The following is a 21,038-nucleotide window of genomic DNA, read 5'->3' as shown; positions in this document are numbered from 1 at the left end:
TTTCAGGTCAACCGAGTTGTTTGATGGCGACTGCTTCGCAGCCGGACGCAGGCTTCGCCAGCTGCTACAGGGGCGGGTGATCAGCGCAGGGTGTCGACCATGTCAGCGATGGTGGTCAACACGTCTTTGCCCAATTGCTTCGAGCGCTTGCCGGACCAGCCCGTGAGCGCATTCGGTGAGTCGTTGTTGTCCTTGAACGGCATCTCCAGGGTCAACGACAGGCAGTCGAATTTCTGGCCGACGCTGTTGCAGGCCAGGGTCATGTTGGCTTTTCCCGGTTCGTCGCGGGTGTAGCCGTGCTTGGTCTGGAAATCCTTGGTCAGGTGTTTCAGATGGCTGCGGAAGTGTTCTTCGAGTTTTTCGATTCGCGGCGTATAGCCCGGGTTGCCTTCGCAGCCGGCGGTGAACACGTACGGGATTTCTTCATCACCGTGGACGTCGAGGAACAGGTCGACGCCATACTTTTCCATCTGCTGTTGAGCGAACAGCACTTCCGGGCTGATCTCCTGGCTGGCGCTTTGCCAGGCGCGGTTCAGGTCCTGGCCCATGGCGTTGGTGCGCAGGTGACCATGGAAGGCCCCGTCCGGGTTCATGTTCGGGATCAGGTACAGGTCGGCACTGGCCAGCAGTTTGTTCAACACCGGGTCGTCGTGTTTTTCCAGGCGTTCGATCACGCCCTCCATGAACCACTCGGCCATGTGTTCGCCGGGGTGTTGCTGAGCAATGATCCAGACCTTGCGCCGGCCTTCGGCGCCCGTGCCCTTACGCAGCAACTGGATGTCTCGACCTTCAGCACTCTTGCCGGTGGCCAGCAGTTCGGTGCCGGCCTTGGTCAGGGCCTGTTCGATCAGCCAGTCGTGACGGCCACGGCCGTAAGGTTCGAAATAGGCAAACCAGGCGTGGGTGGCGGTGGCTTCGAGGCTGAAACGCAGGCAGTCGCCTTCGAAGATGGTGGGGACGCGGAACCAGTTGACGTGATCGTAGGATGCAACGGCCTGATAACCGTCCCATGCTTTGTTGTACGAAGACTTGCTGGCGTTATTCAGGCGGAACCAGTGCTCCTGACCGACGTGCAGGCCGCTGGCCTTGAAGTGGAACCATTGAAAATGCTGGCTGCGGGTGTCGGGTTTGATGGCCAGCAACGCTTGAAGCGGATTGCTGATATCCAGCACTTCGATGTTGCCGCTGTCAAAGTTTGCACTGATGTCGAAGGAAGATTTGGCCACGCTCATAGTCGGTTCCTGAATATGACTTTTATGGCTGCTACTTTACACGCTGGAAAGAGATTAGGCGGCTGGAAAAAATCGCCTGGCGCTATAGGTTGCCGTGTTGCCATTCACCCGGCACATCGCCCTGCGGTGAAGTGAAACCTTCATCGACACGTATAGATCACCATCAGAATTGCCCCCTGCACCGAGCCTGCACTGTGTGCCGCGTTCGGCGCGCGGCAACAGTAGTCGCCGACGTTCAGTGTGCGGTTCTGATCGTAGAAGGAACCTTGCAATACGAACAGTTGCTCCAGCTCTCCTTCATGGGTATGACTGGCGACATGGGCGCCGGGGTCGACTTTCATCAGCATGGTTTTTTCGCCGCGCCCGATGTCCTCAAACAGCGGTTTGATCCAGAAGCCTTCCGCTGTTGTCGGCAACCAGTCATCCATCGAGGAGGCGTAATAGAGGGAGCCTTCGACCGGTCCCTGGATGCCGTTTATCCCGGCAATTCTCCATGAGGGTGTTTCATCGCTTGGCATGTTGTTCACCTGAGTTCGTTTTACAAATCCTTGACCAGTCGCAAGGCATCGTAGATCGCGGCGTGGGTATTGCGCGCCGACACTGCATCGCCGATGCGAAACAACTGGAATCGGCCATCCGGGTTGGTCACCACCTGTTGTGGGTTGCCGACGATCAGGTCCTGATGTTCGACCACGCCGCCGTTGCTGGAAGCGGATTTCAGTTCGAAATACAGGTCGTCCAGCGGTCGGGTGCCGTGATTGACCACCACCTGATCCACGCGTCGAACCTTGCGCGCACTGCCGTAATCGCTGTCGATCGTTGCCAGCAGATCCTGACCCTCGCGCTCGACGGCGAGCAGCCGGAAGGTGACGGTGAAGGTGGTGTCCAATGCTTGCAGCGAGCGCATGTAGGGCACCAGATTCATCGCCATGACTTCCGGCGCGAAGGTCCGGTCCGGCGTCATGATTTCTACTTTTGCGCCACTTCTGGCGATGAACTCGGCCGCCTGCAGCCCCGCATGATCACCGGCGTCGTCGAACAGCAGGACATTGCGCCCGGGTTTCACATCCCCGGCAATAATGTCCCAGGTGGAGACCACCAGCTCATTGCCAGCCGAGAGTATCTCGGTATGGGGCAGGCCGCCGGTGGCGATGATCACCACGTCCGGGTTTTCGTCGTGGATGGTGCTGGCCTCGGCCCAGGTATTGAAACGGAAGCTGACGCCGCGCGCCAGACACTGGGCCATGCGCCACTCGACGATGCTGATCATTTCCCGCCGGCGTTCCGATTGCGCGGTGAGCCGAACCTGACCGCCGGCCTGGTTGGCGGCTTCGAACACCACCACTTCATGGCCGCGTTCGGCCGCCACTCGCGCTGCTTCCAGCCCGGCGACACCAGCTCCGACAATCACAATCTTGCGTTTGCTCGCCGCCTTGGGAATGTCATGGGGCATGCTGGTTTCACGGCCGGTGGCCGGGTTGTGAATGCAATAGGCAGCACCTCCCTGGTAGATCCGGTCCAGGCAATAATTAGCCCCGACACAAGGGCGAATATCCTCTTCGCGCCCCTCGATGATCTTGCGCACGATATGCGGATCGGTCATGTGCGCGCGGGTCATGCCGACCATGTCGATCTTGCCCGAGGCGATGGCATGGCGGGCGGTGGCCACGTCCGGAATCTTCGCCGCGTGAAAGGTGGGGAAGTCGGTGGCGGCGCGAATCTCTCCCGCGAAGTCCAGGTGCGGTGAGTTGCGCATGCCCTGGATCGGAATCAGGTCGGTCAAGCCTGCGTCGGTGTCGATGTGGCCGCGGACAACGTTGAGAAAGTCCACCATGCCGCTGTCTTTCAAGCGCCTGGAGATGTCCAGGCCGTCAGCCGCGGTCAGCCCGCCAGGCATCAACTCGTCGCCGGTATAGCGCACGCCGACGATGAACTCGTGTCCGACGCGCTGGCGAATGGCACTGAGGATCTCGAAGGTAAAACGCAGCCGGTTATCGATAGAACCGCCATACGGGGCATCGAGGTCGTTGGTCAGTGGCGACCAGAACTGATCCATCAGATGCCCGTAGGCTTGCAGTTCGATGCCGTCCAGGCCCGCAAACTTCATCCGTTCGGCGGCGTCGGCATAGTCCTTGATGATGCGTTCCACATCCCAGTCTTCCATCTTCTTCGGGAAGGAACGATGGGAGGCTTCGCGCTCGAACGAGGGTGACACCACGGGCAGCCAGTCGCCCTTGTCCCAGCGCGTGCGCCGACCCAGGTGCGTCAACTGGATCATGACGGCCGCGCCATGTTCGTGGCAGGCGTCGCTCAAGTCGCGCATCCAGCCGACCACCTCATCCTTGTAGGCCAGAATGTTGTTGAACACCGGCGGGCTGTCCCGGGAAACCGCAGCGGACCCGGCGGTCATGGTCAAGGCCACGCCGGCCTTCGCCCGTTCCACGTGGTAGGCGCGATAGAGCTCCTTGGGCATGCCGTCCACGGGATAAGCCGGTTCGTGGGCGGTGGTCATGATGCGATTTCGCAAAGTCAGGTGCTTCAACTGATAGGGCTGGAGGAGCGGATCATTCAGCATCGTCAAGACTCTCCGAAAGCGGGCAAGGACCTGTGTTGAAATTACGTTAGGGTGAAATGTACACCTATGTCAACACTCCGGACACAGGTGTACATTTTGCTTGCGTGGTGTTGTTTGAGCGGCTAGGATCGAGCCATGAACGAACAAACCAAAGCAGTAGAAACCGGCTGGAGAGGGTCGCTGGAAGGGTGGCTCGACGCAGCTTATGAAAGCCTGACCGAGTGCGGAGTCGACACGGTGCGGGTGATGCCGCTGGCTAAAAAACTGGGGTTGTCGAGAACCAGCTTTTACTGGTTTTTCAAGGATCGCGAGGAGCTGCTCGCCGCGTTGATCGAGCGCTGGCGGGTGAAGAACACCGGTAATCTGGTCGCCCAGACCGAGTGTTATGCCGAGAGCATTGCAGAGGCGATGCTTAACGTTTTCGACTGTTGGCTGAACTCCGATCTGTTCGATTCACAGTTCGAATTTGCCATGCGCAGTTGGGCCTTGCAGTCCGCTGAAGTGTCCGAGCATATCCGCGTTGCCGACATTGCCCGACGCGAAGCCCTGATCCGGATGTTCATGCGCTTCGACTACACATTCGAGGGGGCCGATGTGCGGGCCCGGACGATTTACCTGACACAGATTGGCTACATCAGCACCAACACCCGAGAGGATATCGGGGAGCGAATGCGGCGGATTCCCGAGTACGTGAAGATCTTCACTGGCCAGGAACCCCTGGAGCGCGAATTGAAACGCTTCTACTCCCGCCATGGGTATGTGATGGATGAGGTTTCATCGTCTACCCAGGACTGATCGCAACGTCTGACTGACGAAGGCAGGTTCACATGTGCGAAGAACCCACGATAGGCATTATCGGTGGATCGGGATGGCTTGGCCGTTCGATTGCCCTGGCGATGCTCGACAAGGCTTTTGTCCAGCCCGGTGCGTTGGTGCTTTCGAACCGTAGCGCAAGCAACCCGCTGTCCGTTGCCAAGTGGTCGCAGGTAACGATAACGCGCGACAACCAGGAACTGGTGGAGCGCTGTGAGGTGGTCATCGTCTCCGTGCGTCCCGAGCAGTTTGCCGAGGTAGAAATCTTCGCTGAAAACCGGTTGGTGATTTCCTTGATGGCAGGCGTTTCTCTGCAAGATGTGGCGCAGCGTACCGGCAGTCGGCAGGTGATTCGCGCCATGGCCAACGCCGCCGCCGAAATCAGCCAATCCTATACGCCCTGGTTGGCGACTCAAGAGGTAAGCGAAGAGCAGAAAGCGTTCGCTCAACGCTTGTTCGAAACCTTTGGTGGTGCCGATGAAGTCTTCAGCGAAAGTCATTTGAACTACCTGACGGCGCTGGTGGGAACAGGACCAGCTTACCCGGCATTGCTGGCTCGCAGCCTGTTTCAGCATGCCGTGAGCAGCGGCTTGCCACCGGCGATCGCCCAGCGCGCTTCCCATGCAGTGGTGGTGCAAGCCAGCCAGTTGATTGGCAATGGGCACTCCGTCGACGAACTCCTGGAGGCGCTCATCAGCTATCGCGGTGTCACGGCGGCGGGCCTCGACGCCATGCTCGCCAGCGGATTCGATAAAACAATAAAAGCAGGTCTGGACTCAGCGGCTTCGGTCGCCAATTCCATGAGTCCCTTTACCCATTCTGCTGACACGAAAGAAGGTCCAATGACGCGGTAGTTGGCCCTCCTTAACTCTGGCCGCAATCGAGGTTAGCGTTTATGAATTTAAAGTCTTTCTCGAAGACGGGACTTGCACTCGGCATCGTTGCCTTCAGCGGTTGGGTGTCAGCCTCCGAGTGTGGTGATGTGACGATTGCCAACATGAACTGGCAATCGGCTGAAGTCATGGCCAACGTCGACAAGCTGATTCTCAATGCGGGATACGGTTGCAATGCCGATCTGGTCACTGGGGATACGGTTCCGACCATCACCTCCATGGTCGAGAAGGGCCGGCCTGACATCGCGCCCGAAGGATGGATCGACTTGGTTCCGGAAGTCGCCAGGACCGGCATTCAAAGCGGCAATCTGATCCAGGCAGCGAACTCGTTATCCGACGGTGGCTCGCAAGGCTGGTGGATTCCGAAGTACATCGCCGACGCCCATCCGGACATCAAAACCTTCGAGGATGTGAAAAAGCATCCCGAATTGTTCCCGGCCCCTGACGACAAGAAAAAAGGCGCGATCTACAACGGCCCGCAGGGTTGGGGCGGCACTGTGGTCACCAGTCAGTTCTATAAGGCATACGACTTCGAGAAGGCCGGTTTCGTGCTGGTGGACACCGGTTCAGCCGCCGCGCTGGATGGCTCCATCGCCAAGGCCTACGAGCGCAAGGCGCCCTGGCTGGGGTTTTACTGGGAGCCGACCGCTTTATTGGGTAAGTACCCGATGGTGAAGTTGGACAATGGACATCCGATCGATGCCGCGGAGTGGAAACGTTGCAATACCGTCGCCGACTGTCCTGATCCCAAACCCAATGGCTGGCCGATTGATCGGGTCTACACCCTCACAACCAAATCCTTCGCCGCTCGCTCGCCAACGGTCATGGCGTACCTGAACAAGCGCGCCTGGTCCAATGAGACAGTGAATAAACTGATTGCCTGGATGACTGACAACCAGGCCACCGGTGAGGAAGGCGCCAAGTATTTCCTGAAAAACAACGAGGCGCTCTGGACTAAATGGGTCACCCCTGAAGCCAGCGGCAAGATCAAGGCTGCGCTTTAATCCACTGGGGTCGATGCAGCTCGCCTTCGCGCGCTGCATCGAGCCTCGCGCACCGATAACAATAAAAACACCCACGTATTGAAACGACCTGCCAGCTTTCTAATGGTCTTCTACAAAAGGGGAATGTCATGGAGTGGTTACTCAGCTTTCCACACATGGAGGACGAAAGACTCCGGGCCTTGAAAAAGGCCATCGATGGCGCCTTTCGGAACTTCACCAGCACCTACGGCGACAGCTTCGAAGCCTTTTTCCAGCCATTGCAGATTTTCCTCAATCAGTCCGAAAGGTTCATGACCACAACGCCATGGCCGATCATCATTGTGCTGGTCGCCTTGATTGCCTGGTTCGCCAGCCGCAGCTGGAGAATTGTCCTGGGTTGCGTGTTCACACTGATGGCGATCGGGTATCTGGACATGTGGTCCGACACGATGAAGACCCTGTCGATGATCTTCGTCTGCACGGTGATATCCATCGTCATCGGTTTGCCGACCGGCATCGCCATGGCCCGTTCCAACCGTCTGCAGAACCTGGTCAGCCCGGTACTGGACGTGATGCAGACCCTGCCGAGCTTTGTCTACTTGATTCCGGTGGTGATGTTGCTGGGGATCGGCAAGGTCGCGGGGCTGATAGCGGTTGTGATCTACGCCTTGCCGCCGATGATCCGCCTGACCAATCTGGGCATCCGTCACGTTGACGCCGAGATGCTCGAGTGCGCCGACGCCTTTGGTTCGTCCAGTTGGCAGAAACTGAAAAACGTCCAGTTACCCTTGGCGTTGCCCTCGATCATGGCCGGCATCAACCAGACGATCATGATGGCGCTGGCCATGGTGGTCATTGCGTCGATGATCGGCGTCCAAGGCCTTGGCCAGCCGGTGCTCAAGGCTATTTCCAATCAATATTTCACCTTGGGCATTTTCAACGGGCTGGCCATTGTCGGTATTGCGGTGATCTTCGACCGAGTCAGCCAAGCCTATGGCCGAAGACTGCAAAAGCATTTGGAGAGAGTTCATGGCCACTAATCTGACCAACGATTTCGGCATCGAAATCAGGCATCTCTACAAGATCTTCGGTTACCAGGCCCAGGCCAGTATCGAGCGGGTCAAACAGGGTATGAGCAAGGCGGAGCTGTTGAGCAATCACAGTCATGTGCTGGGGTTGAAGGACATCAATATCAGCATGCCGTCCGGGGGGATTCAGGTGATCATGGGGCTTTCCGGTTCGGGCAAGTCGACCTTGATCCGCCATATCAACCGCTTGATCGAACCCACCGCCGGCGAAGTCATTGTCGGTGGCGTGGATGTGCTCAAGATGAGCCAGAACGATTTGCGAGAGTTTCGCCGACATAAAATTTCCATGGTGTTCCAGAAGTTCGCGCTGCTGCCCAACCGCACCGTACTCGACAATGCGGTTTATGGACTGGAGATCCAGGGCATGTCCCGTGACAGGCAAGTAGAGATCGCAACAGGCTGGTTGGACCGGGTAGGGCTCCAGGGTTACGCAAATCACTATCCCAATCAGCTGTCCGGAGGCATGCAGCAGCGGGTCGGCCTGGCCCGGGCATTAGCCAGTGATGCGCCGATTCTGTTGATGGATGAAGCGTTCTCGGCCCTGGATCCGCTGATTCGGATGGACATGCAGTCGGTGCTGCTGGACCTGCAAAAAGAGATCAAGAAGACCATCGTGTTCATTACCCATGATCTTGATGAGGCGCTGCGCATTGGCGATCGCATCGCAATCTTGCGTGATGGTGAGGTAGTACAACAAGGCACCCGACAGGAAATCGTCATGAATCCTGCCGATGATTACATTGCCAACTTCGTCAAAGAAGTGAATCGGGGGCGGGTGATCGGCGTCGAGGCCATCATGCAGCCCATTGTTCAGGTGAAAGTCGGAGCGACGTTGACCGTACCCGTGGGGACGTCACTGGAGTCAGCAGTCAAAAGACTGGTTGAGGCGGGGCTCGATGAACTGGTGGTCACAGACAGTCAGGGTCAGCCAGTGGGGCAGTTGGCGCTGAAGTCGATTATCGCGACGATGGTCACCTCGACAGTGAGCGAGGAGTTGCAGGTCGTTCAGCCAAGAGTGATGTCAAAAGCGACACGACTTACTGAAGTAAATCCGGGGGAAATCGCAGGGTGAAAAGGGGGGCGTCCTCCATGACGCAGGCGCAGCTTAGAGACTATGCTATTGATTCTCAAGTGCTATTTGTACATGAGGTTGGCCCAATGATGCCGGGCTTCTCTTGCCAACCGATATTCTTTTGATATCATCCGCGCCATCGAATTTTTAGCACCTTAAAGACTTCATTAGCCTGAAGGAAAAGCCAGAGTAACTGGCAAAAAAAAACCCGGCAAAAAGCCGGGTAAAAAACCGTGATTAGCCTGATGAGGAGAGAGTCCGAGAGACCGACCTAAGGTCACTTGGACAATCGACTGATCTCGCGACCAGCTGAATGCAATAATAATCATTCTCGTTTGCAAGTCAAATGATTTTATCTGCTCGATTGGAAAACTCTTTCCTGTCCTCCCCGAACGCTCATCCGTTTCATACGATCTGATGCCCTTGCAAAGACCGATCGATCATTGCTTTGGCCATGTCAATCATGTGCACCGTCGAAAAGGCCAGGTCGCGACTGGCACCGTGCAGGTTATTGGCTGATTCATGTGCCGTCGCCGCAGCGCATCGCAATAAATCCGAGGCATGAACCAGTGCCTCTTCTGCGCTGATCTGCGGGTTCACATCAAAAAAACGCTCGACAGTCGCTGCTTCGGACACAGTTGGTTTCAAGTAATAATCCAGTGCTCGCTGTGCGGCGGCGTTGCCTTTTGGCGAGGTCAGGGTGGTATCGATTTCCATATCTGGCAGGTCATTGCAGGGTAACGTCATGACGATGGCAAGCTCCGTGATAGATTCAGATCCGTGAATCCATCCTAGTACGAACTGTATTTGTGACTGGAATTTAAATACTACAATTTGTGTTTTGTTGGTCGGAGTACCCCACGTATCGTGCCGCACATGGATAAATGGATTGAGTTAGTCAAAGCCAAGATGAGTGATCTCAAAGTCACTCAAGAGGTCCTCGCCGACCGCCTCGGGATGTCCCAGGGTGGTGTGGGTCACTGGCTGAATAAGCGCCGTCAGCCGAGCATCGAAGACATGAATCGTGTCTTGCACGCGCTCGGGATGGATTTTCTGGAAGTGGCGACGGTGATTCGCGAGCGTCTGGTCTTGCAGGACGACGAGCCTTGTCTGGCGCACAAGTACAACCCGTACTTCCGTTACCCGGTCAGCGATTGGCGAGAGCCCGCGCAAGTGCGTGACGGTGAGTTGTCGGTCTACGGCAAACCGCGTTTCGAGCTGACCGATTACCACGCGCAGGGCGCGGCGTTCTGGCTGGTGGTGGTAGGGGATGCGATGACCGCACCCACGGGCGTGAGCATCGCCGAAGGCATGATGATCCTGGTGGATCCTGCGATTGTGCCGGAGCCTGGAAAGCTGGTGATCGCGCAGTGGTCGGACAGCACCGAGGCGACCTTTCGCAAACTGATCGAAGAGGGCGGGCAGCGTTACCTGGTCCCGCTCAATCCGACCTATCCGAAAGCCCTTTACACCGATGAATGTCGAATCCTCGGTGTAGTGGTTCAGGCAACGGCCAAATTCTAATCAGATCGGTCCTCGAAAAACGTAGGACCGATCTTCATTTCACGCCTCTTCCAGCTCGACCAGCGCACTGCCTTCGCTGACCATTTCGCCTTCCTGGCAATACAGCGCCTTGATCACCCCCGCGTGGGGCGCACGAATGCTGTGTTCCATTTTCATCGCTTCCAAAACCACCAATTGCGCCCCGGCTTCGACCGTTTGCCCGGCCTCCACCAGTACTCGCACAATGCTGCCGTTCATTGGAGCGGTGAGACCACCGTGATGGCTGTGACTGGCTTCGACGGCGCTGATCGGGTCGTAGGACTCGATGCGGCGCAGTTCACCGTCCCATTGCAGATAGACAGAGTCACCACGACGGATTGCCCGATGCTGGCGGCGTACGCCGTTGTGCTCGGTGAGTAACTGCTCACCTTTAAGGTGGGCTGTGCGGATATCGCCCAAAGTCAGCGCCCGGTCCTGGCCTTCGCAGCTCAAGTGCAGGGTGATTTCTTTCGGCAAACCGGCACGGAAACCATTGCTGATCGCCCATGGCGAACTCGCGTCATCTGCACGTGGTGAGTCTGGCTGGCTCTGGGCAACCGCCTGAGCGGCCGCTTGCCAAAACCCGTCGCTGAGGTCCGAAGGCGCTGGCAACAATTGCTCCTGAAAACGCGGGATAAACCCGGTGTCCAGTTCTGCCGCCGCAAACGGGGGGTGAGCGATGATCCGGCGCAGGAAGTTGATGTTGGTCTTGAGCCCGCCAATCGCGAACTCATCGAGCATGCTCAACAAGCGCAAACGCGCCTGTTCGCGATCCTCGCCCCAGGCAATCAGCTTGCCGAGCATCGGGTCGTAGAACGGCGAAATTTCGTCACCTTCCTCGACTCCACTGTCGACCCGACGTCCCGGGCCTTCGGCGGATTCACGATACAGTTCCAGGCGTCCGGTGGCCGGCAGGAAATCATTGGCCGGGTCCTCTGCGTACAGGCGCACTTCAATCGCATGCCCGATCAGCGGCACTTCGGCCTGGGTCATCGGCAGCGCTTCGCCACGGGCCACGCGAATCTGCCAGGCCACCAGGTCCAGGCCGGTGATGGCTTCGGTGACCGGGTGCTCAACCTGCAGGCGCGTGTTCATCTCCATAAAGAAGAACTCACCGCGCGAATCCAGCAAAAACTCCACGGTGCCGGCGCCGACATAACCGATGGCTTGTGCCGAGCGAACAGCGGCTTCGCCCATGGCACGCCGCAGCTCCGGGCTCAAGCCTGGCGCGGGTGCTTCCTCAACGACTTTCTGGTGACGACGCTGGATCGAGCAGTCACGTTCGTTCAGGTACAAGCAGTTGCCATGCTGGTCGGCAAAGACCTGGATTTCCACGTGACGCGGTTTGAGCAGGTACTTCTCCACCAGCATCCGTGAATCGCCGAAGGAGGATTTCGCTTCACGCTGGGCCGAGGCCAGGGCTTCGGCCAACTGGCTGACGTCCTCGACCACTTTCATGCCTTTGCCGCCACCACCGGCGGTGGCCTTGAGCAGCACCGGATAGCCGATGCGCTCACAGGCATCGCGGAAAGTGTCGAAGTCTTGAGCTTCGCCGTGATAACCCGGCACCAAGGGCACACCGGCGGTTTCCATCAGCGCTTTGGCCGCGGATTTGCTGCCCATGGCGTCGATGGCGGAGGCGGGCGGGCCGAGGAAGATCAGGCCGGCGTCTTCAATTGCGCGGGCAAACCCGGCGTTCTCCGATAAAAAGCCGTAGCCCGGATGAATTGCCTGAGCGCCGCTGGCCTTGGCTGCCGCAATCAGTTTGTCGATTTGCAGGTAGCTGTCGGCGGCTTTGCTGCCTCCGAGATCGACGCGAATATCCGCTTCACGGCTGTGTCGCGCTTCACGATCCGTGGCGCTGTGCACGGCCACAGTGGTCAGGCCCAGGGCTTTGGCGGTGCGCATGACCCGGCAGGCGATTTCGCCACGGTTGGCCACCAGCAGGGTGGTGAGAACAGGTGCGCTCATCAACGCGGCTCCTTGGTGGTGGGGGCTTGCCAGGTTGGCGGACGCTTTTGCAAAAAGGCGCGCAATCCTTCCTGACCTTCGGGGCTGACGCGGATGCGGGCGATGGCGTTTTCGGTGTAACGGCGCAGTGCCGGCGTCAGCGCGCCGTGGCCGACTTCACGCAACAAATCTTTGCTGGCGCGCATGGCGGCCGGGCTGTTGAGCAGCAGGTTGTCGATCCACTGTTCGACCTTTTGCTCAAGCTCCGAAGCCGGATAGCTTTCCGACAACAAACCGATTTCCCGCGCCCGCTGTCCGCCGAAACGTTCAGCGGTCAGCGCATAACGGCGTGCCGCGCGTTCACCAATGGCTTGCACCACGAACGGGCTGATCACCGCTGGCGCCAAACCGATGCGCACTTCCGACAGGCAGAACTGCGCGTCGTCGGCGCCAATGGCCATGTCGCAGCAACTGATCAGGCCCAGCGCACCACCGAAGGCCGCGCCTTGCACCACGGCCAGGGTCGGGACTTTCATCTTGGCGAGGTTGTACATCAACTCCGCCAGTTCCCGGGCGTCGTCGAGGTTGGTGTGGTAATCGAGTTCGGCCGACTGCTGCATCCACGCCAGGTCCGCGCCGGCGCTGAAATGTTTGCCGCGTCCACGTACCAGCAAAAAGCGCAAGCTGGTATCGCTCGCGACGGTGTCCAGTGCGAGGATCAGTTCGCGGATCATTTCAGCATTGAACGCGTTGTTTTTTTCTTCACGGCTTAGCCACAGGGTGGCGAAACCCCGTGGGTCTATCAGCAGTTCGAGGGTTTTGAAGTCGCTCATGATTTTCTCCCGATCACATCCGGAACACGCCGAAGCGGCTCGGTTCGATAGGCGCGTTCAACGACGCGGACAAGGCCAGGGCCAGCACATCGCGGGTTTGTGCCGGGTCGATGACGCCGTCGTCCCACAGCCGTGCGCTGGAATAGTAGGGGTGACCCTGTTCTTCGTATTGATCGAGGATCGGTTGCTTGATCTCCGCTTCCTGCTCGGCGCTGAAGCCCTGGCCACTGCGCTCGGACTGCTCGCGTTTAACCTGCACCAATACCCCGGCAGCCTGCTCGGCGCCCATCACGCCAATGCGCGCGTTTGGCCACATCCACAAGAAACGCGGGTCGTAGGCCCGACCGCACATGCCGTAGTTGCCGGCACCAAAACTGCCACCGATGATCACGGTGAATTTCGGCACCTTGGCACAGGCCACCGCCGTCACCAGTTTCGCACCGTGCTTGGCGATGCCGCCGGCCTCATATTTTTGGCCAACCATAAAGCCAGTAATGTTTTGCAGGAACAGCAACGGGATGCCGCGCTGGCAAGCCAGTTCGATAAAGTGCGCGCCTTTCTGCGCGGCTTCAGCGAACAGGATGCCGTTGTTGGCGAGGATCGCGATCGGGTAGCCGTGCAGGTGGGCGAAGCCGCACACCAGCGTGGTGCCGAACAGCGCTTTGAATTCATCGAACACTGAACCGTCGACCAGACGCGCGATGACTTCGCGCACATCGAACGGTTGTTTGGCGTCCGCCGAGACCACGCCGTACAACTCGTCGCTGCTGTACAGCGGCGCAATCGGCGCGCGTTGTTGCAGTTCGCCGAGTTTGCGCCAGTTGAGGTTGGCGATGCTGCGTCGGGCAATGGCCAAGGCGTGTTCATCGCTCTCGGCGTAATGGTCGGCGACCCCGGAGATCTTGCAGTGCACATCGGCCCCGCCCAAGTCTTCGGCGCTGACCACTTCACCGGTCGCCGCTTTCACCAGCGGCGGGCCGGCGAGGAAAATGGTCGCTTGCTGGCGCACCATGATCGCTTCGTCAGCCATCGCGGGTACATACGCACCACCGGCCGTGCACGAGCCCATCACTACCGCGATTTGCGGAATGCCCATGGCGCTCATGTTGGCCTGGTTGAAGAATATCCGCCCGAAGTGCTCGCGATCCGGGAACACTTCATCCTGACGTGGCAGGTTGGCGCCACCGGAGTCCACCAGATAGATGCACGGCAGGCGATTCTGCTGGGCAATAGTCTGGGCGCGCAGGTGTTTCTTCACCGTCAGCGGGTAGTACGAACCGCCTTTCACCGTGGCGTCGTTGGCGACGATCATGCATTCGACGCCTTCCACGCGGCCGATCCCGGCAATCACGCCAGCGGCTGGAACGTCTTCACCGTAAACCTCGTAGGCTGCCAGTTGGCTGATTTCCAGAAACGGCGAACCTGGATCGAGCAGACGATTGATCCGCTCGCGGGGCAGCAATTTGCCTCGCGAGGTGTGGCGTTCTTGCGCCTTCGGGCCGCCACCGAGCTGCACTTGGGCAAGCAGGGTGTGCAGGTCGTCGACCTGTTTGAGCATCGCCGCGCTGTTGGCGGCGAACTCCGCCGAACGGGGATTGAGCTGGGTATGTAGAATCATGGCTTACTCCGTAAGCAGCTATAAGCGGCAAGCTTCAAGCGGCAAGCAAAAGCTGTTCTCTTGCAGCTTGAAGCTTGAAGCTTGCGGCTGACGAAATTCATTTCGTCTCGTTAAACAGTTCGCGACCGATCAGCATGCGACGGATCTCACTGGTGCCGGCGCCGATTTCGTACAGCTTGGCGTCACGCAGCAATCGACCGGCTGGGAATTCGTTGATGTAGCCGTTGCCGCCCAGAATCTGGATCGCGTCGAGGGCCATTTGCGTGGCGCGTTCGGCGCTGTACAGGATCACGCCGGCCGCATCCTTGCGCGTGGTTTCGCCACGTTCGCAGGCCTGTGCCACCGCGTAGAGATAAGCGCGGCTGGCGTTGAGTTGGGTGTACATGTCGGCGACCTTGCCCTGGATCAGCTGGAACTCGCCGATGCTCTGGCCGAATTGCTTGCGGTCGTGGATGTACGGAACGATCAAGTCCATGCACGCCTGCATGATCCCGGTCGGGCCGCCGGAGAGCACGACGCGCTCGTAGTCGAGGCCGCTCATCAGCACTTTCACCCCGCCGTTGAGCACGCCGAGGATGTTTTCTTCCGGCACTTCGACGTCATCGAAGAACAGCTCGCAGGTGTTGGAACCGCGCATGCCGAGCTTGTCGAACTTGTTGCTGCGGCTGAAACCTTTCCAGTCACGCTCGACGATGAACGCGGTGATGCCGTGCGGGCCTTTTTCCAGGTCGGTCTTGGCGTAGATCACGTAGGTGTTGGCGTCAGGGCCGTTGGTGATCCAGGTCTTGCTGCCGTTGAGCACGTACTTGTCGCCACGTTTGTCGGCGCGCAGCTTCATCGACACCACGTCGGAACCGGCATTCGGTTCGCTCATGGCCAGGGCGCCGATGTGCTCTCCGCTGATCAGTTTTGGCAGGTATTTGCTTTTCTGTTCGTGGTTGCCGTTGCGGTTGATCTGGTTGACGCAGAGGTTGGAGTGGGCGCCATAAGACAGGGCAACAGAGGCCGAGCCACGGCTGATTTCTTCCATGGCCACGACGTGGGCCAGGTAACCCAGGCCAGCGCCGCCGTACTCTTCCGGCACGGTAATGCCGAGCAGGCCCATGTCGCCGAATTTGCGCCACAGGTCGGCGGGGAACAGGTTGTCGATGTCGATCTGAGCGGCGCGCGGCGCGATCTCTTTGGCGACGAAGGACTGAACCTGATCGCGCAGCATGTCGATGGTTTCACCGAGGGCAAAATTCAGGGATGGATAGCTCATGGGGCACCTTTTGGCTTTTTTGTAGGGCGGAGAGGGCAGCGGTTCGCTTCTCACCTTTACGTTAACGTAAGCCTGTGACGAATGGCTGTCAATCACCCTTTACGTTAACGTCAACTTGAGCGAGAGTAGAGCCAGTTCAAGATTGAAAAGCGGACCAACTCTGTTGGAGTCGCCAGCCCATAAATAAAGACAATAGGGGTCATCATGGATCAACCCAGTGCAAGCCCGCAGCGCAGCTATACCCGTGGTTCCCAGGACAAAACCTTGCTGGCGATGACCATCGGCCAGGCGTTCGACAACACCGTTGCGCAGCACGCGACCGGGGAGGCGCTGGTCGTGTGCCATCAACAGTTGCGCTACACCTGGCAGCAACTGGCCGACGTCGTAGACCTGCATGCCAGAGCGCTGCTCGCGCTGGGTTTGCAGGCCGGTGATCGTCTCGGCGTCTGGGCTCCGAACTGCGCCCAGTGGTGCATAAGCCAGTTCGCCAGTGCGAAAATCGGCGTGATTCTGGTCAACATCAACCCGGCATACCGCAGCTCCGAACTCGAATACGTGTTGAAGCAATCTGGCTGCCAATGGCTGATCTGTGCCGGTGCGTTCAAAACCTCCGACTATCACGGGATGCTGCAAGGCCTTGTTCCTGAGCTTGCCGAGCAATCCATCGGACAATTGCACAGCGAACGCCTGCCCGACCTGCGCGGTGTCATCAGTCTGGATGCGCAGCCGCCTTCAGGTTTTCTGCCGTGGTCGCAATTGGCGGATCTGGCTGCCAGCGTTTCGAAGGAACAGCTGCTCGAACGCCAGGACAGCCTGCATTTCGATCAGCCGGTGAACATCCAGTACACCTCCGGCACCACCGGGTTCCCGAAGGGCGCGACCCTCAGTCACTACAATATTCTCAACAACGGTTACATGGTCGGCGAAAGCCTTGGCCTGACCGCCGCAGATCGCCTGGTGATCCCGGTGCCGCTGTATCACTGCTTCGGCATGGTCATGGGCAATCTCGGCTGCATCACCCACGGCAGCACCATGATTTATCCGAACGATGCTTTCGATCCGCTGCTGACCCTGGCCACCGTCGCCGAAGAAAAAGCCACGGCGCTTTATGGCGTGCCGACCATGTTCATCGCCATGCTCGATCAGCCCAAGCGCGCTGAATTCGATCTGTCGAGTCTACGCACCGGGATCATGGCCGGCGCCACATGCCCCATCGAGGTGATGCGCCGGGTCATCAACGAAATGCACATGAACGAAGTGCAGATTGCCTATGGCATGACGGAAACAAGCCCTGTTTCGTTGCAGACTGGCCCGTCAGACGAGTTGGAATTGCGCGTGACCACCGTTGGCCGCACCCAGCCGCAGCTGGAAAGCAAAATCATCGACGAGGCCGGTAACCTCGTGCCGCGCGGCACCATTGGCGAACTGTGCACCCGTGGTTACAGCGTGATGCTCGGCTACTGGAACAACCCGCAAGGCACGGCCGAGGCCATCGATCAGGCCGGCTGGATGCACACCGGCGACCTGGCGAGCATGAACGACGAAGGCTATGTAAACATTGCCGGGCGCAACAAGGACATGATCATCCGGGGCGGTGAGAATGTTTACCCACGGGAGCTGGAAGAGTTCTTCTTTACTCATCCCGCAGTGGCGGACGTGCAAGTGATCGGCATTCCATGCTCGCGTTATGGCGAAGAGATTGTCGCCTGGATCAAATTCCACCCCGGCCACAGCGCTACCGAGCAGGAACTGCAAGCCTGGTGCAAGGAACGCATCGCGCACTTCAAGACGCCGCGTTACTTCAAGTTCGTGGAAGAGTTTCCGATGACCGTGACCGGCAAGATCCAGAAATTCCGGATGCGCGAGATCAGTATCGAGGAATTACGCGGTAACAAGGCCTGACCACAACCCCCTGTGGGAGCGCCTGCTCGCGATAGCGGTAGTCCATCCAATACAGATGTCGACTGACCCACCGCCATCGCGAGCAGGCTCGCTCCCACAGGGATAGGCGGTTGAAATTACAAATCTCGGAAAGCACAAAGGGGAGCCGAAGCTCCCCTTTAATTTTGTCGTTGCGCATGCTCTTTTTTTGTTATTGAGGGGCGGCCTGTTGTTGTTTTTGGAAACCGTGACCCTTTACCGCTGTTTTTGTCGATCCCCATCCGGGATCAAGAGCAAACGTATTTTTTTGAGCGCTGATCTACTTTTTCGCTGAGCGATCCAACCAGTTCGGGAGCTACCTGAGGGTAGTTTTATTGTTCTCTGCCCGGTTGCGGGTAACTCCGAAAAGCACCCTGAAAAGCACATCTTCTCCAAAAAAATCTGTTAGCTGCGTCTCTGCCGTGTTGTTTTTGTTATGTCAGAGTCGTTACGTCTTATTTTTATTAGTGGTTGCTGCTTTTTTTGTTCTTGTTATGCAGTAGAGATAGCAGGACCCGTGCCAACTTTTAAAAAACCTTTAAAATCAATGGCTTGAGATTTTGTAGGATTTTTCAATAGGCCAAATCCCGTCAATTTGTTCCCGTGTTACTCGCTTGCCCCCACGTTTTCGACGTCGCGGTAACACCCCAAGGCCTCACTGTGCGCTACGGGCCTTGGCTACACGCGAACCGGTCGGACGCCCCAGCACCGTGCAAATCTGTTGACCGGCCAGGATCAAGGCATCCAGGTGGATACCGGTCTCGATACCCAGGCCGTTGAGCAGGTACACCACGTCTTCGGTGGCGACGTTACCGCTGGCGCCCTTGGCGTATGGGCAGCCGCCGAGGCCGGCAATGGAGCTGTCGAACACCGCGATACCTTCCAGCAGGCTGGCGTAGATGTTGGCCATGGCCTGGCCATAGGTGTCGTGGAAATGCCCGGCGAGTTTGTCACGGGGCACGTCGGCCGCCACCACCTCGAACATCTTGCGGGTGGCGCCCGCGGTGCCCGTGCCGATGGTGTCGCCCAGCGACACTTCGTAACAGCCCATGGCGTAGAGCTCGCGCGCAACCCGGGCGACTTGCTCGGGGGCGACGTTACCTTCGTAAGGGCAGCCCAGCACACAGGACACATAACCGCGCACGCTCACGCCATGTTGTTTGGCGGCGTCCATGATCGGCACGAAACGCTCCAGGCTTTCGCTGATCGAGCAGTTGATGTTGCGCTGGGAAAACGCTTCGGACGCAGCGGCGAACACCGCCACTTCCTTCACGCCCGCCGCGATCGCGTCTTCAAACCCACGCAGGTTGGGGGCGAGCGCGCCATAGGTCACGCCGGGTTTGCGCTGGATCTGCGCGAAGACCTCGGCGGAACCGGCCATCTGCGGTACCCATTTGGGGGAAACGAAACTGCCGACTTCTATGTAGCCCAGGCCTGCGGCGGTCAGCGCGTCGACCAGTTGAACCTTGTCGGCAACGCTGATCGGTTGGGCTTCGTTTTGCAGACCATCGCGTGGGCCGACTTCGACAATGCGTACGTGAGAGGGAAGGGACATAAGCAATTCACCTGTCTGTTAGAGATCGTTCCCACGCTCTGCGTGGGAATGCCTAAATGGACGCTCAGCGTCCGCTTTTGATAGGTGACGCGGAGCGTCACGGGATGCATTCCCACGCGGAGCGTGGGAACGATCAGGGCTACTTAAACCGCTTGGCTTTTGATGGTCTGTTCCAGCGCCTGGGTGCAGCGTTCCTGCGCGGTGTCCAGCTCCAGCTTCATTTGCTCGATGTCGAGCATCTGCTGTTCCAGCTGTTCGCGGCGCTCGGCGATCTTGTTCAACATGGTTTGCAGTTGTTTCTGATTGCCGCCGGTGGGGTCATACAACTCGATCAGTTCGCGGCATTCGGCCAGGGAGAAGCCAATGCGCTTGCCCCGCAGGATCAGCTTCAGGCTGACCTTGTCGCGGGGTGAGTAGATGCGCTCCTGGCCGCGACGCTCGGGGCTGAGCAGACCTTGCTCTTCATAAAAGCGGATGGCTCGCGTGGTGATATCGAGCTCGCGGGCGAGGTCGGAAATGCTGTAGGTCTGGCTGCTCATGGAAGCGCTCGAAAAAGGTCATGGCGCTAAGCTAATGGCAGGTTGACGTTTACGTCAAGGGGCGGGGGGCTTCAGTGTTCTTGCGGGCCTCATCGCGAGCAGGCTCGCCCCCACACGGGATCGGCGTTGAACACACAATCTGTGTCATGGCAGAGATCCCATGTGGGAGCGAGCCTGCTCGCGATGCAGGCGCCTCGATATCAAGTCTTACACCTTTTCGAGCTTCTTCTCATGCGCCGTCACCTGCTGGCACAACTCGATCATTTGCTCGCGCATCCAGCGGTTAGCCGGATCCTGATCGGTGCTTTCGTGCCAGTAGAGGTGCGTTTCCACCGGTGGCACGTCGTTGACCGGCAGGCTGAAGGCGTGCAAGTCATTGCGACGGGCGAAGCGCTCCGGCACGGTCATGACCATGTCGGTCTGTTGCAACACTTGCGAGGCCATCAAGTAGTGTTGGGAGCGAAGGGCGATCTTGCGCTGGATGCCCATTTTTCCCAAGGCGAGGTCAACATGACCCAGGCCACTGCGGCGGCTGGAAATGTGGATGTGGGTCATCGACAGATAATCATCAAGGCTGAATTTCTCTTTGCCCGCCAGCGGATGGCCCTTGCGCATGGCGCACACGTAACGGTCTTCCATCAATTTGACGTGACGTACCTGCGGGTCGGTGTTGAGCGGGGCATCTACTGCAAAGTCCAGACGCCCGGCCGCCAGTTCCTTGGTGGTTTCGCGGCGCTTTGACAGGAAGCTTTCGATGATCACCGTCGGCGCCAGGCGGCGCAGGCGCTGGAACAATGGCGGCAGGATCACCGCTTCGGTGAGGTCGGTCATGCTGATGCGATAGGTCTTGACCGCCTGCAGCGGGTTGAAAATGCGGCTTTCCTGCACCGACACGCGCAGCAGGGAGAGGGCGTTACGCACCGGCCCGATGATGTTCTGGGCCATGGGCGTCGGCACCATGCCTTGGGCGGTACGCACGAACAACGGATCGTTGAAGGTCTCGCGCAGGCGAGCCAGAGCGTTCGAGACCGCTGGCTGGGTAATGCCGACAATCTGCCCCGCGCGGGTCAGATTGGCCTCGGTGTAGATCGCGTCGAAGACGATGAAAAGGTTGAGGTCGACCTTGCTCAGATTCATTGCGCTGCACTCTTATTGTTGGTTCTC

At 58.6% G+C, this 21,038-nt stretch carries 18 protein-coding genes; 7 read left to right on the top strand and 11 right to left on the bottom strand.

All coding sequences use genetic code 11. The features are described 5' to 3' along the window. Positions 1-80 precede the first annotated feature (80 nt). The 3 genes from J2Y56_RS09985 to J2Y56_RS09975 form a co-directional block, all read right to left on the bottom strand. The gene (locus J2Y56_RS09985) at positions 81-1,232 is read right to left on the bottom strand and encodes a M14-type cytosolic carboxypeptidase (RefSeq protein WP_007946916.1); all 1,152 of its coding nucleotides are present in this window, start codon (positions 1,230-1,232) and stop codon (positions 81-83) included. A 140-nt stretch (positions 1,233-1,372) separates the two neighbouring features. Continuing rightward, positions 1,373-1,750: a cupin domain-containing protein gene (locus J2Y56_RS09980; protein WP_310349955.1), complete on the bottom strand. Its 378-nt coding sequence runs from the start codon at positions 1,748-1,750 to the stop codon at positions 1,373-1,375. 20 nt (positions 1,751-1,770) lie between these two features. Continuing rightward, entirely contained in the window at positions 1,771-3,807 is a 2,037-nt protein-coding gene (locus tag J2Y56_RS09975) for an NADH:flavin oxidoreductase (RefSeq protein WP_310349953.1), read from the bottom strand. Positions 3,808-3,942: 135 nt separating this feature from the next. Here J2Y56_RS09975 and J2Y56_RS09970 point away from each other — a divergent pair, with 135 nt between their 5' ends. From J2Y56_RS09970 to J2Y56_RS09950, 5 genes are all read left to right on the top strand, one after another. After that, complete coding sequence (locus J2Y56_RS09970; protein ID WP_007946937.1) at positions 3,943-4,602, top strand: TetR/AcrR family transcriptional regulator; 660 nt, start codon at positions 3,943-3,945, stop codon at positions 4,600-4,602. 32 nt (positions 4,603-4,634) lie between these two features. Next, on the top strand, positions 4,635-5,474 hold the full coding sequence (locus J2Y56_RS09965; RefSeq protein WP_310349951.1) for a pyrroline-5-carboxylate reductase dimerization domain-containing protein: 840 nt from the start codon (positions 4,635-4,637) through the stop codon (positions 5,472-5,474). A 41-nt stretch (positions 5,475-5,515) separates the two neighbouring features. Beyond that, the gene (locus tag J2Y56_RS09960; protein ID WP_007946939.1) at positions 5,516-6,517 is read left to right on the top strand and encodes an ABC transporter substrate-binding protein; all 1,002 of its coding nucleotides are present in this window, start codon (positions 5,516-5,518) and stop codon (positions 6,515-6,517) included. 155 nt (positions 6,518-6,672) lie between these two features. Further along, a complete protein-coding gene (locus J2Y56_RS09955) occupies positions 6,673-7,536 on the top strand; it encodes a proline/glycine betaine ABC transporter permease (protein ID WP_202949218.1) in 864 nt (287 codons plus the stop codon). Continuing rightward, on the top strand, positions 7,526-8,656 hold the full coding sequence (locus J2Y56_RS09950; RefSeq protein WP_310349949.1) for a glycine betaine/L-proline ABC transporter ATP-binding protein: 1,131 nt from the start codon (positions 7,526-7,528) through the stop codon (positions 8,654-8,656). Before J2Y56_RS09955 ends, J2Y56_RS09950 begins: the two co-directional genes overlap by 11 nt. Before the next feature lie 405 nt (positions 8,657-9,061). Here J2Y56_RS09950 and J2Y56_RS09945 read toward each other — a convergent pair whose 3' ends face one another. Next, on the bottom strand, positions 9,062-9,403 hold the full coding sequence (locus J2Y56_RS09945; RefSeq protein ID WP_007946943.1) for a DUF6124 family protein: 342 nt from the start codon (positions 9,401-9,403) through the stop codon (positions 9,062-9,064). A 129-nt stretch (positions 9,404-9,532) separates the two neighbouring features. On the opposite strand from J2Y56_RS09945, the gene J2Y56_RS09940 reads away from it, so the two are divergent. Next, on the top strand, positions 9,533-10,180 hold the full coding sequence (locus J2Y56_RS09940; protein WP_007946944.1) for a LexA family transcriptional regulator: 648 nt from the start codon (positions 9,533-9,535) through the stop codon (positions 10,178-10,180). Positions 10,181-10,219: 39 nt separating this feature from the next. Here J2Y56_RS09940 and J2Y56_RS09935 read toward each other — a convergent pair whose 3' ends face one another. The 4 genes from J2Y56_RS09935 to J2Y56_RS09920 form a co-directional block, all read right to left on the bottom strand. Continuing rightward, positions 10,220-12,169: an acetyl/propionyl/methylcrotonyl-CoA carboxylase subunit alpha gene (locus J2Y56_RS09935; protein ID WP_310349948.1), complete on the bottom strand. Its 1,950-nt coding sequence runs from the start codon at positions 12,167-12,169 to the stop codon at positions 10,220-10,222. Further along, the gene (locus tag J2Y56_RS09930) at positions 12,169-12,981 is read right to left on the bottom strand and encodes a gamma-carboxygeranoyl-CoA hydratase (RefSeq protein WP_007946946.1); all 813 of its coding nucleotides are present in this window, start codon (positions 12,979-12,981) and stop codon (positions 12,169-12,171) included. The genes J2Y56_RS09935 and J2Y56_RS09930 overlap by 1 nt, the downstream gene beginning before the upstream one ends. A 13-nt stretch (positions 12,982-12,994) precedes the next feature. Beyond that, positions 12,995-14,599, bottom strand: a complete 1,605-nt coding sequence (locus J2Y56_RS09925) for a carboxyl transferase domain-containing protein (protein ID WP_310335189.1) — start codon at positions 14,597-14,599, stop codon at positions 12,995-12,997. 97 nt (positions 14,600-14,696) lie between these two features. Beyond that, a complete protein-coding gene (locus J2Y56_RS09920) occupies positions 14,697-15,860 on the bottom strand; it encodes an isovaleryl-CoA dehydrogenase (RefSeq protein WP_008053622.1) in 1,164 nt (387 codons plus the stop codon). Positions 15,861-16,064: 204 nt separating this feature from the next. Here J2Y56_RS09920 and J2Y56_RS09915 point away from each other — a divergent pair, with 204 nt between their 5' ends. Further along, entirely contained in the window at positions 16,065-17,762 is a 1,698-nt protein-coding gene (locus J2Y56_RS09915) for an AMP-binding protein (RefSeq protein WP_310349945.1), read from the top strand. Between the two features lie 673 nt (positions 17,763-18,435). Here J2Y56_RS09915 and J2Y56_RS09910 read toward each other — a convergent pair. The 3 genes from J2Y56_RS09910 to J2Y56_RS09900 form a co-directional block, all read right to left on the bottom strand. Continuing rightward, positions 18,436-19,335, bottom strand: coding sequence for a hydroxymethylglutaryl-CoA lyase (locus J2Y56_RS09910; protein ID WP_310349943.1), 900 nt, complete (start codon positions 19,333-19,335; stop codon positions 18,436-18,438). Between the two features lie 143 nt (positions 19,336-19,478). Beyond that, positions 19,479-19,874, bottom strand: coding sequence for a MerR family DNA-binding transcriptional regulator (locus J2Y56_RS09905; protein WP_310335196.1), 396 nt, complete (start codon positions 19,872-19,874; stop codon positions 19,479-19,481). 207 nt (positions 19,875-20,081) lie between these two features. Then, positions 20,082-21,011 carry a LysR family transcriptional regulator gene (locus J2Y56_RS09900; RefSeq protein ID WP_007946953.1) on the bottom strand — a complete coding sequence of 310 codons (930 nt, stop codon included), beginning with the start codon at positions 21,009-21,011 and terminating at the stop codon, positions 20,082-20,084. Between the last annotated feature and the right edge of the window lie 27 nt (positions 21,012-21,038).

The sequence above is a fragment of the Pseudomonas sp. BE134 genome, from assembly GCF_031456105.1.
Taxonomy (GTDB): Bacteria; Pseudomonadota; Gammaproteobacteria; order Pseudomonadales; family Pseudomonadaceae; genus Aquipseudomonas.
This window is presented reverse-complemented; position numbering and strand designations above follow the sequence as displayed.

Coding starts and splice junctions, on each gene's coding strand:
- J2Y56_RS09985 (WP_007946916.1), bottom strand. CDS start 1,232: ATGAGCGTGGCCAAATCTTCCTTCGACATCAGTGCAAACTTTGACAGC.
- J2Y56_RS09980 (WP_310349955.1), bottom strand. CDS start 1,750: ATGCCAAGCGATGAAACACCCTCATGGAGAATTGCCGGGATAAACGGC.
- J2Y56_RS09975 (WP_310349953.1), bottom strand. CDS start 3,807: ATGCTGAATGATCCGCTCCTCCAGCCCTATCAGTTGAAGCACCTGACT.
- J2Y56_RS09970 (WP_007946937.1), top strand. CDS start 3,943: ATGAACGAACAAACCAAAGCAGTAGAAACCGGCTGGAGAGGGTCGCTG.
- J2Y56_RS09965 (WP_310349951.1), top strand. CDS start 4,635: ATGTGCGAAGAACCCACGATAGGCATTATCGGTGGATCGGGATGGCTT.
- J2Y56_RS09960 (WP_007946939.1), top strand. CDS start 5,516: ATGAATTTAAAGTCTTTCTCGAAGACGGGACTTGCACTCGGCATCGTT.
- J2Y56_RS09955 (WP_202949218.1), top strand. CDS start 6,673: ATGGAGGACGAAAGACTCCGGGCCTTGAAAAAGGCCATCGATGGCGCC.
- J2Y56_RS09950 (WP_310349949.1), top strand. CDS start 7,526: ATGGCCACTAATCTGACCAACGATTTCGGCATCGAAATCAGGCATCTC.
- J2Y56_RS09945 (WP_007946943.1), bottom strand. CDS start 9,403: ATGACGTTACCCTGCAATGACCTGCCAGATATGGAAATCGATACCACC.
- J2Y56_RS09940 (WP_007946944.1), top strand. CDS start 9,533: ATGGATAAATGGATTGAGTTAGTCAAAGCCAAGATGAGTGATCTCAAA.
- J2Y56_RS09935 (WP_310349948.1), bottom strand. CDS start 12,169: ATGAGCGCACCTGTTCTCACCACCCTGCTGGTGGCCAACCGTGGCGAA.
- J2Y56_RS09930 (WP_007946946.1), bottom strand. CDS start 12,981: ATGAGCGACTTCAAAACCCTCGAACTGCTGATAGACCCACGGGGTTTC.
- J2Y56_RS09925 (WP_310335189.1), bottom strand. CDS start 14,599: ATGATTCTACATACCCAGCTCAATCCCCGTTCGGCGGAGTTCGCCGCC.
- J2Y56_RS09920 (WP_008053622.1), bottom strand. CDS start 15,860: ATGAGCTATCCATCCCTGAATTTTGCCCTCGGTGAAACCATCGACATG.
- J2Y56_RS09915 (WP_310349945.1), top strand. CDS start 16,065: ATGGATCAACCCAGTGCAAGCCCGCAGCGCAGCTATACCCGTGGTTCC.
- J2Y56_RS09910 (WP_310349943.1), bottom strand. CDS start 19,335: ATGTCCCTTCCCTCTCACGTACGCATTGTCGAAGTCGGCCCACGCGAT.
- J2Y56_RS09905 (WP_310335196.1), bottom strand. CDS start 19,874: ATGAGCAGCCAGACCTACAGCATTTCCGACCTCGCCCGCGAGCTCGAT.
- J2Y56_RS09900 (WP_007946953.1), bottom strand. CDS start 21,011: ATGAATCTGAGCAAGGTCGACCTCAACCTTTTCATCGTCTTCGACGCG.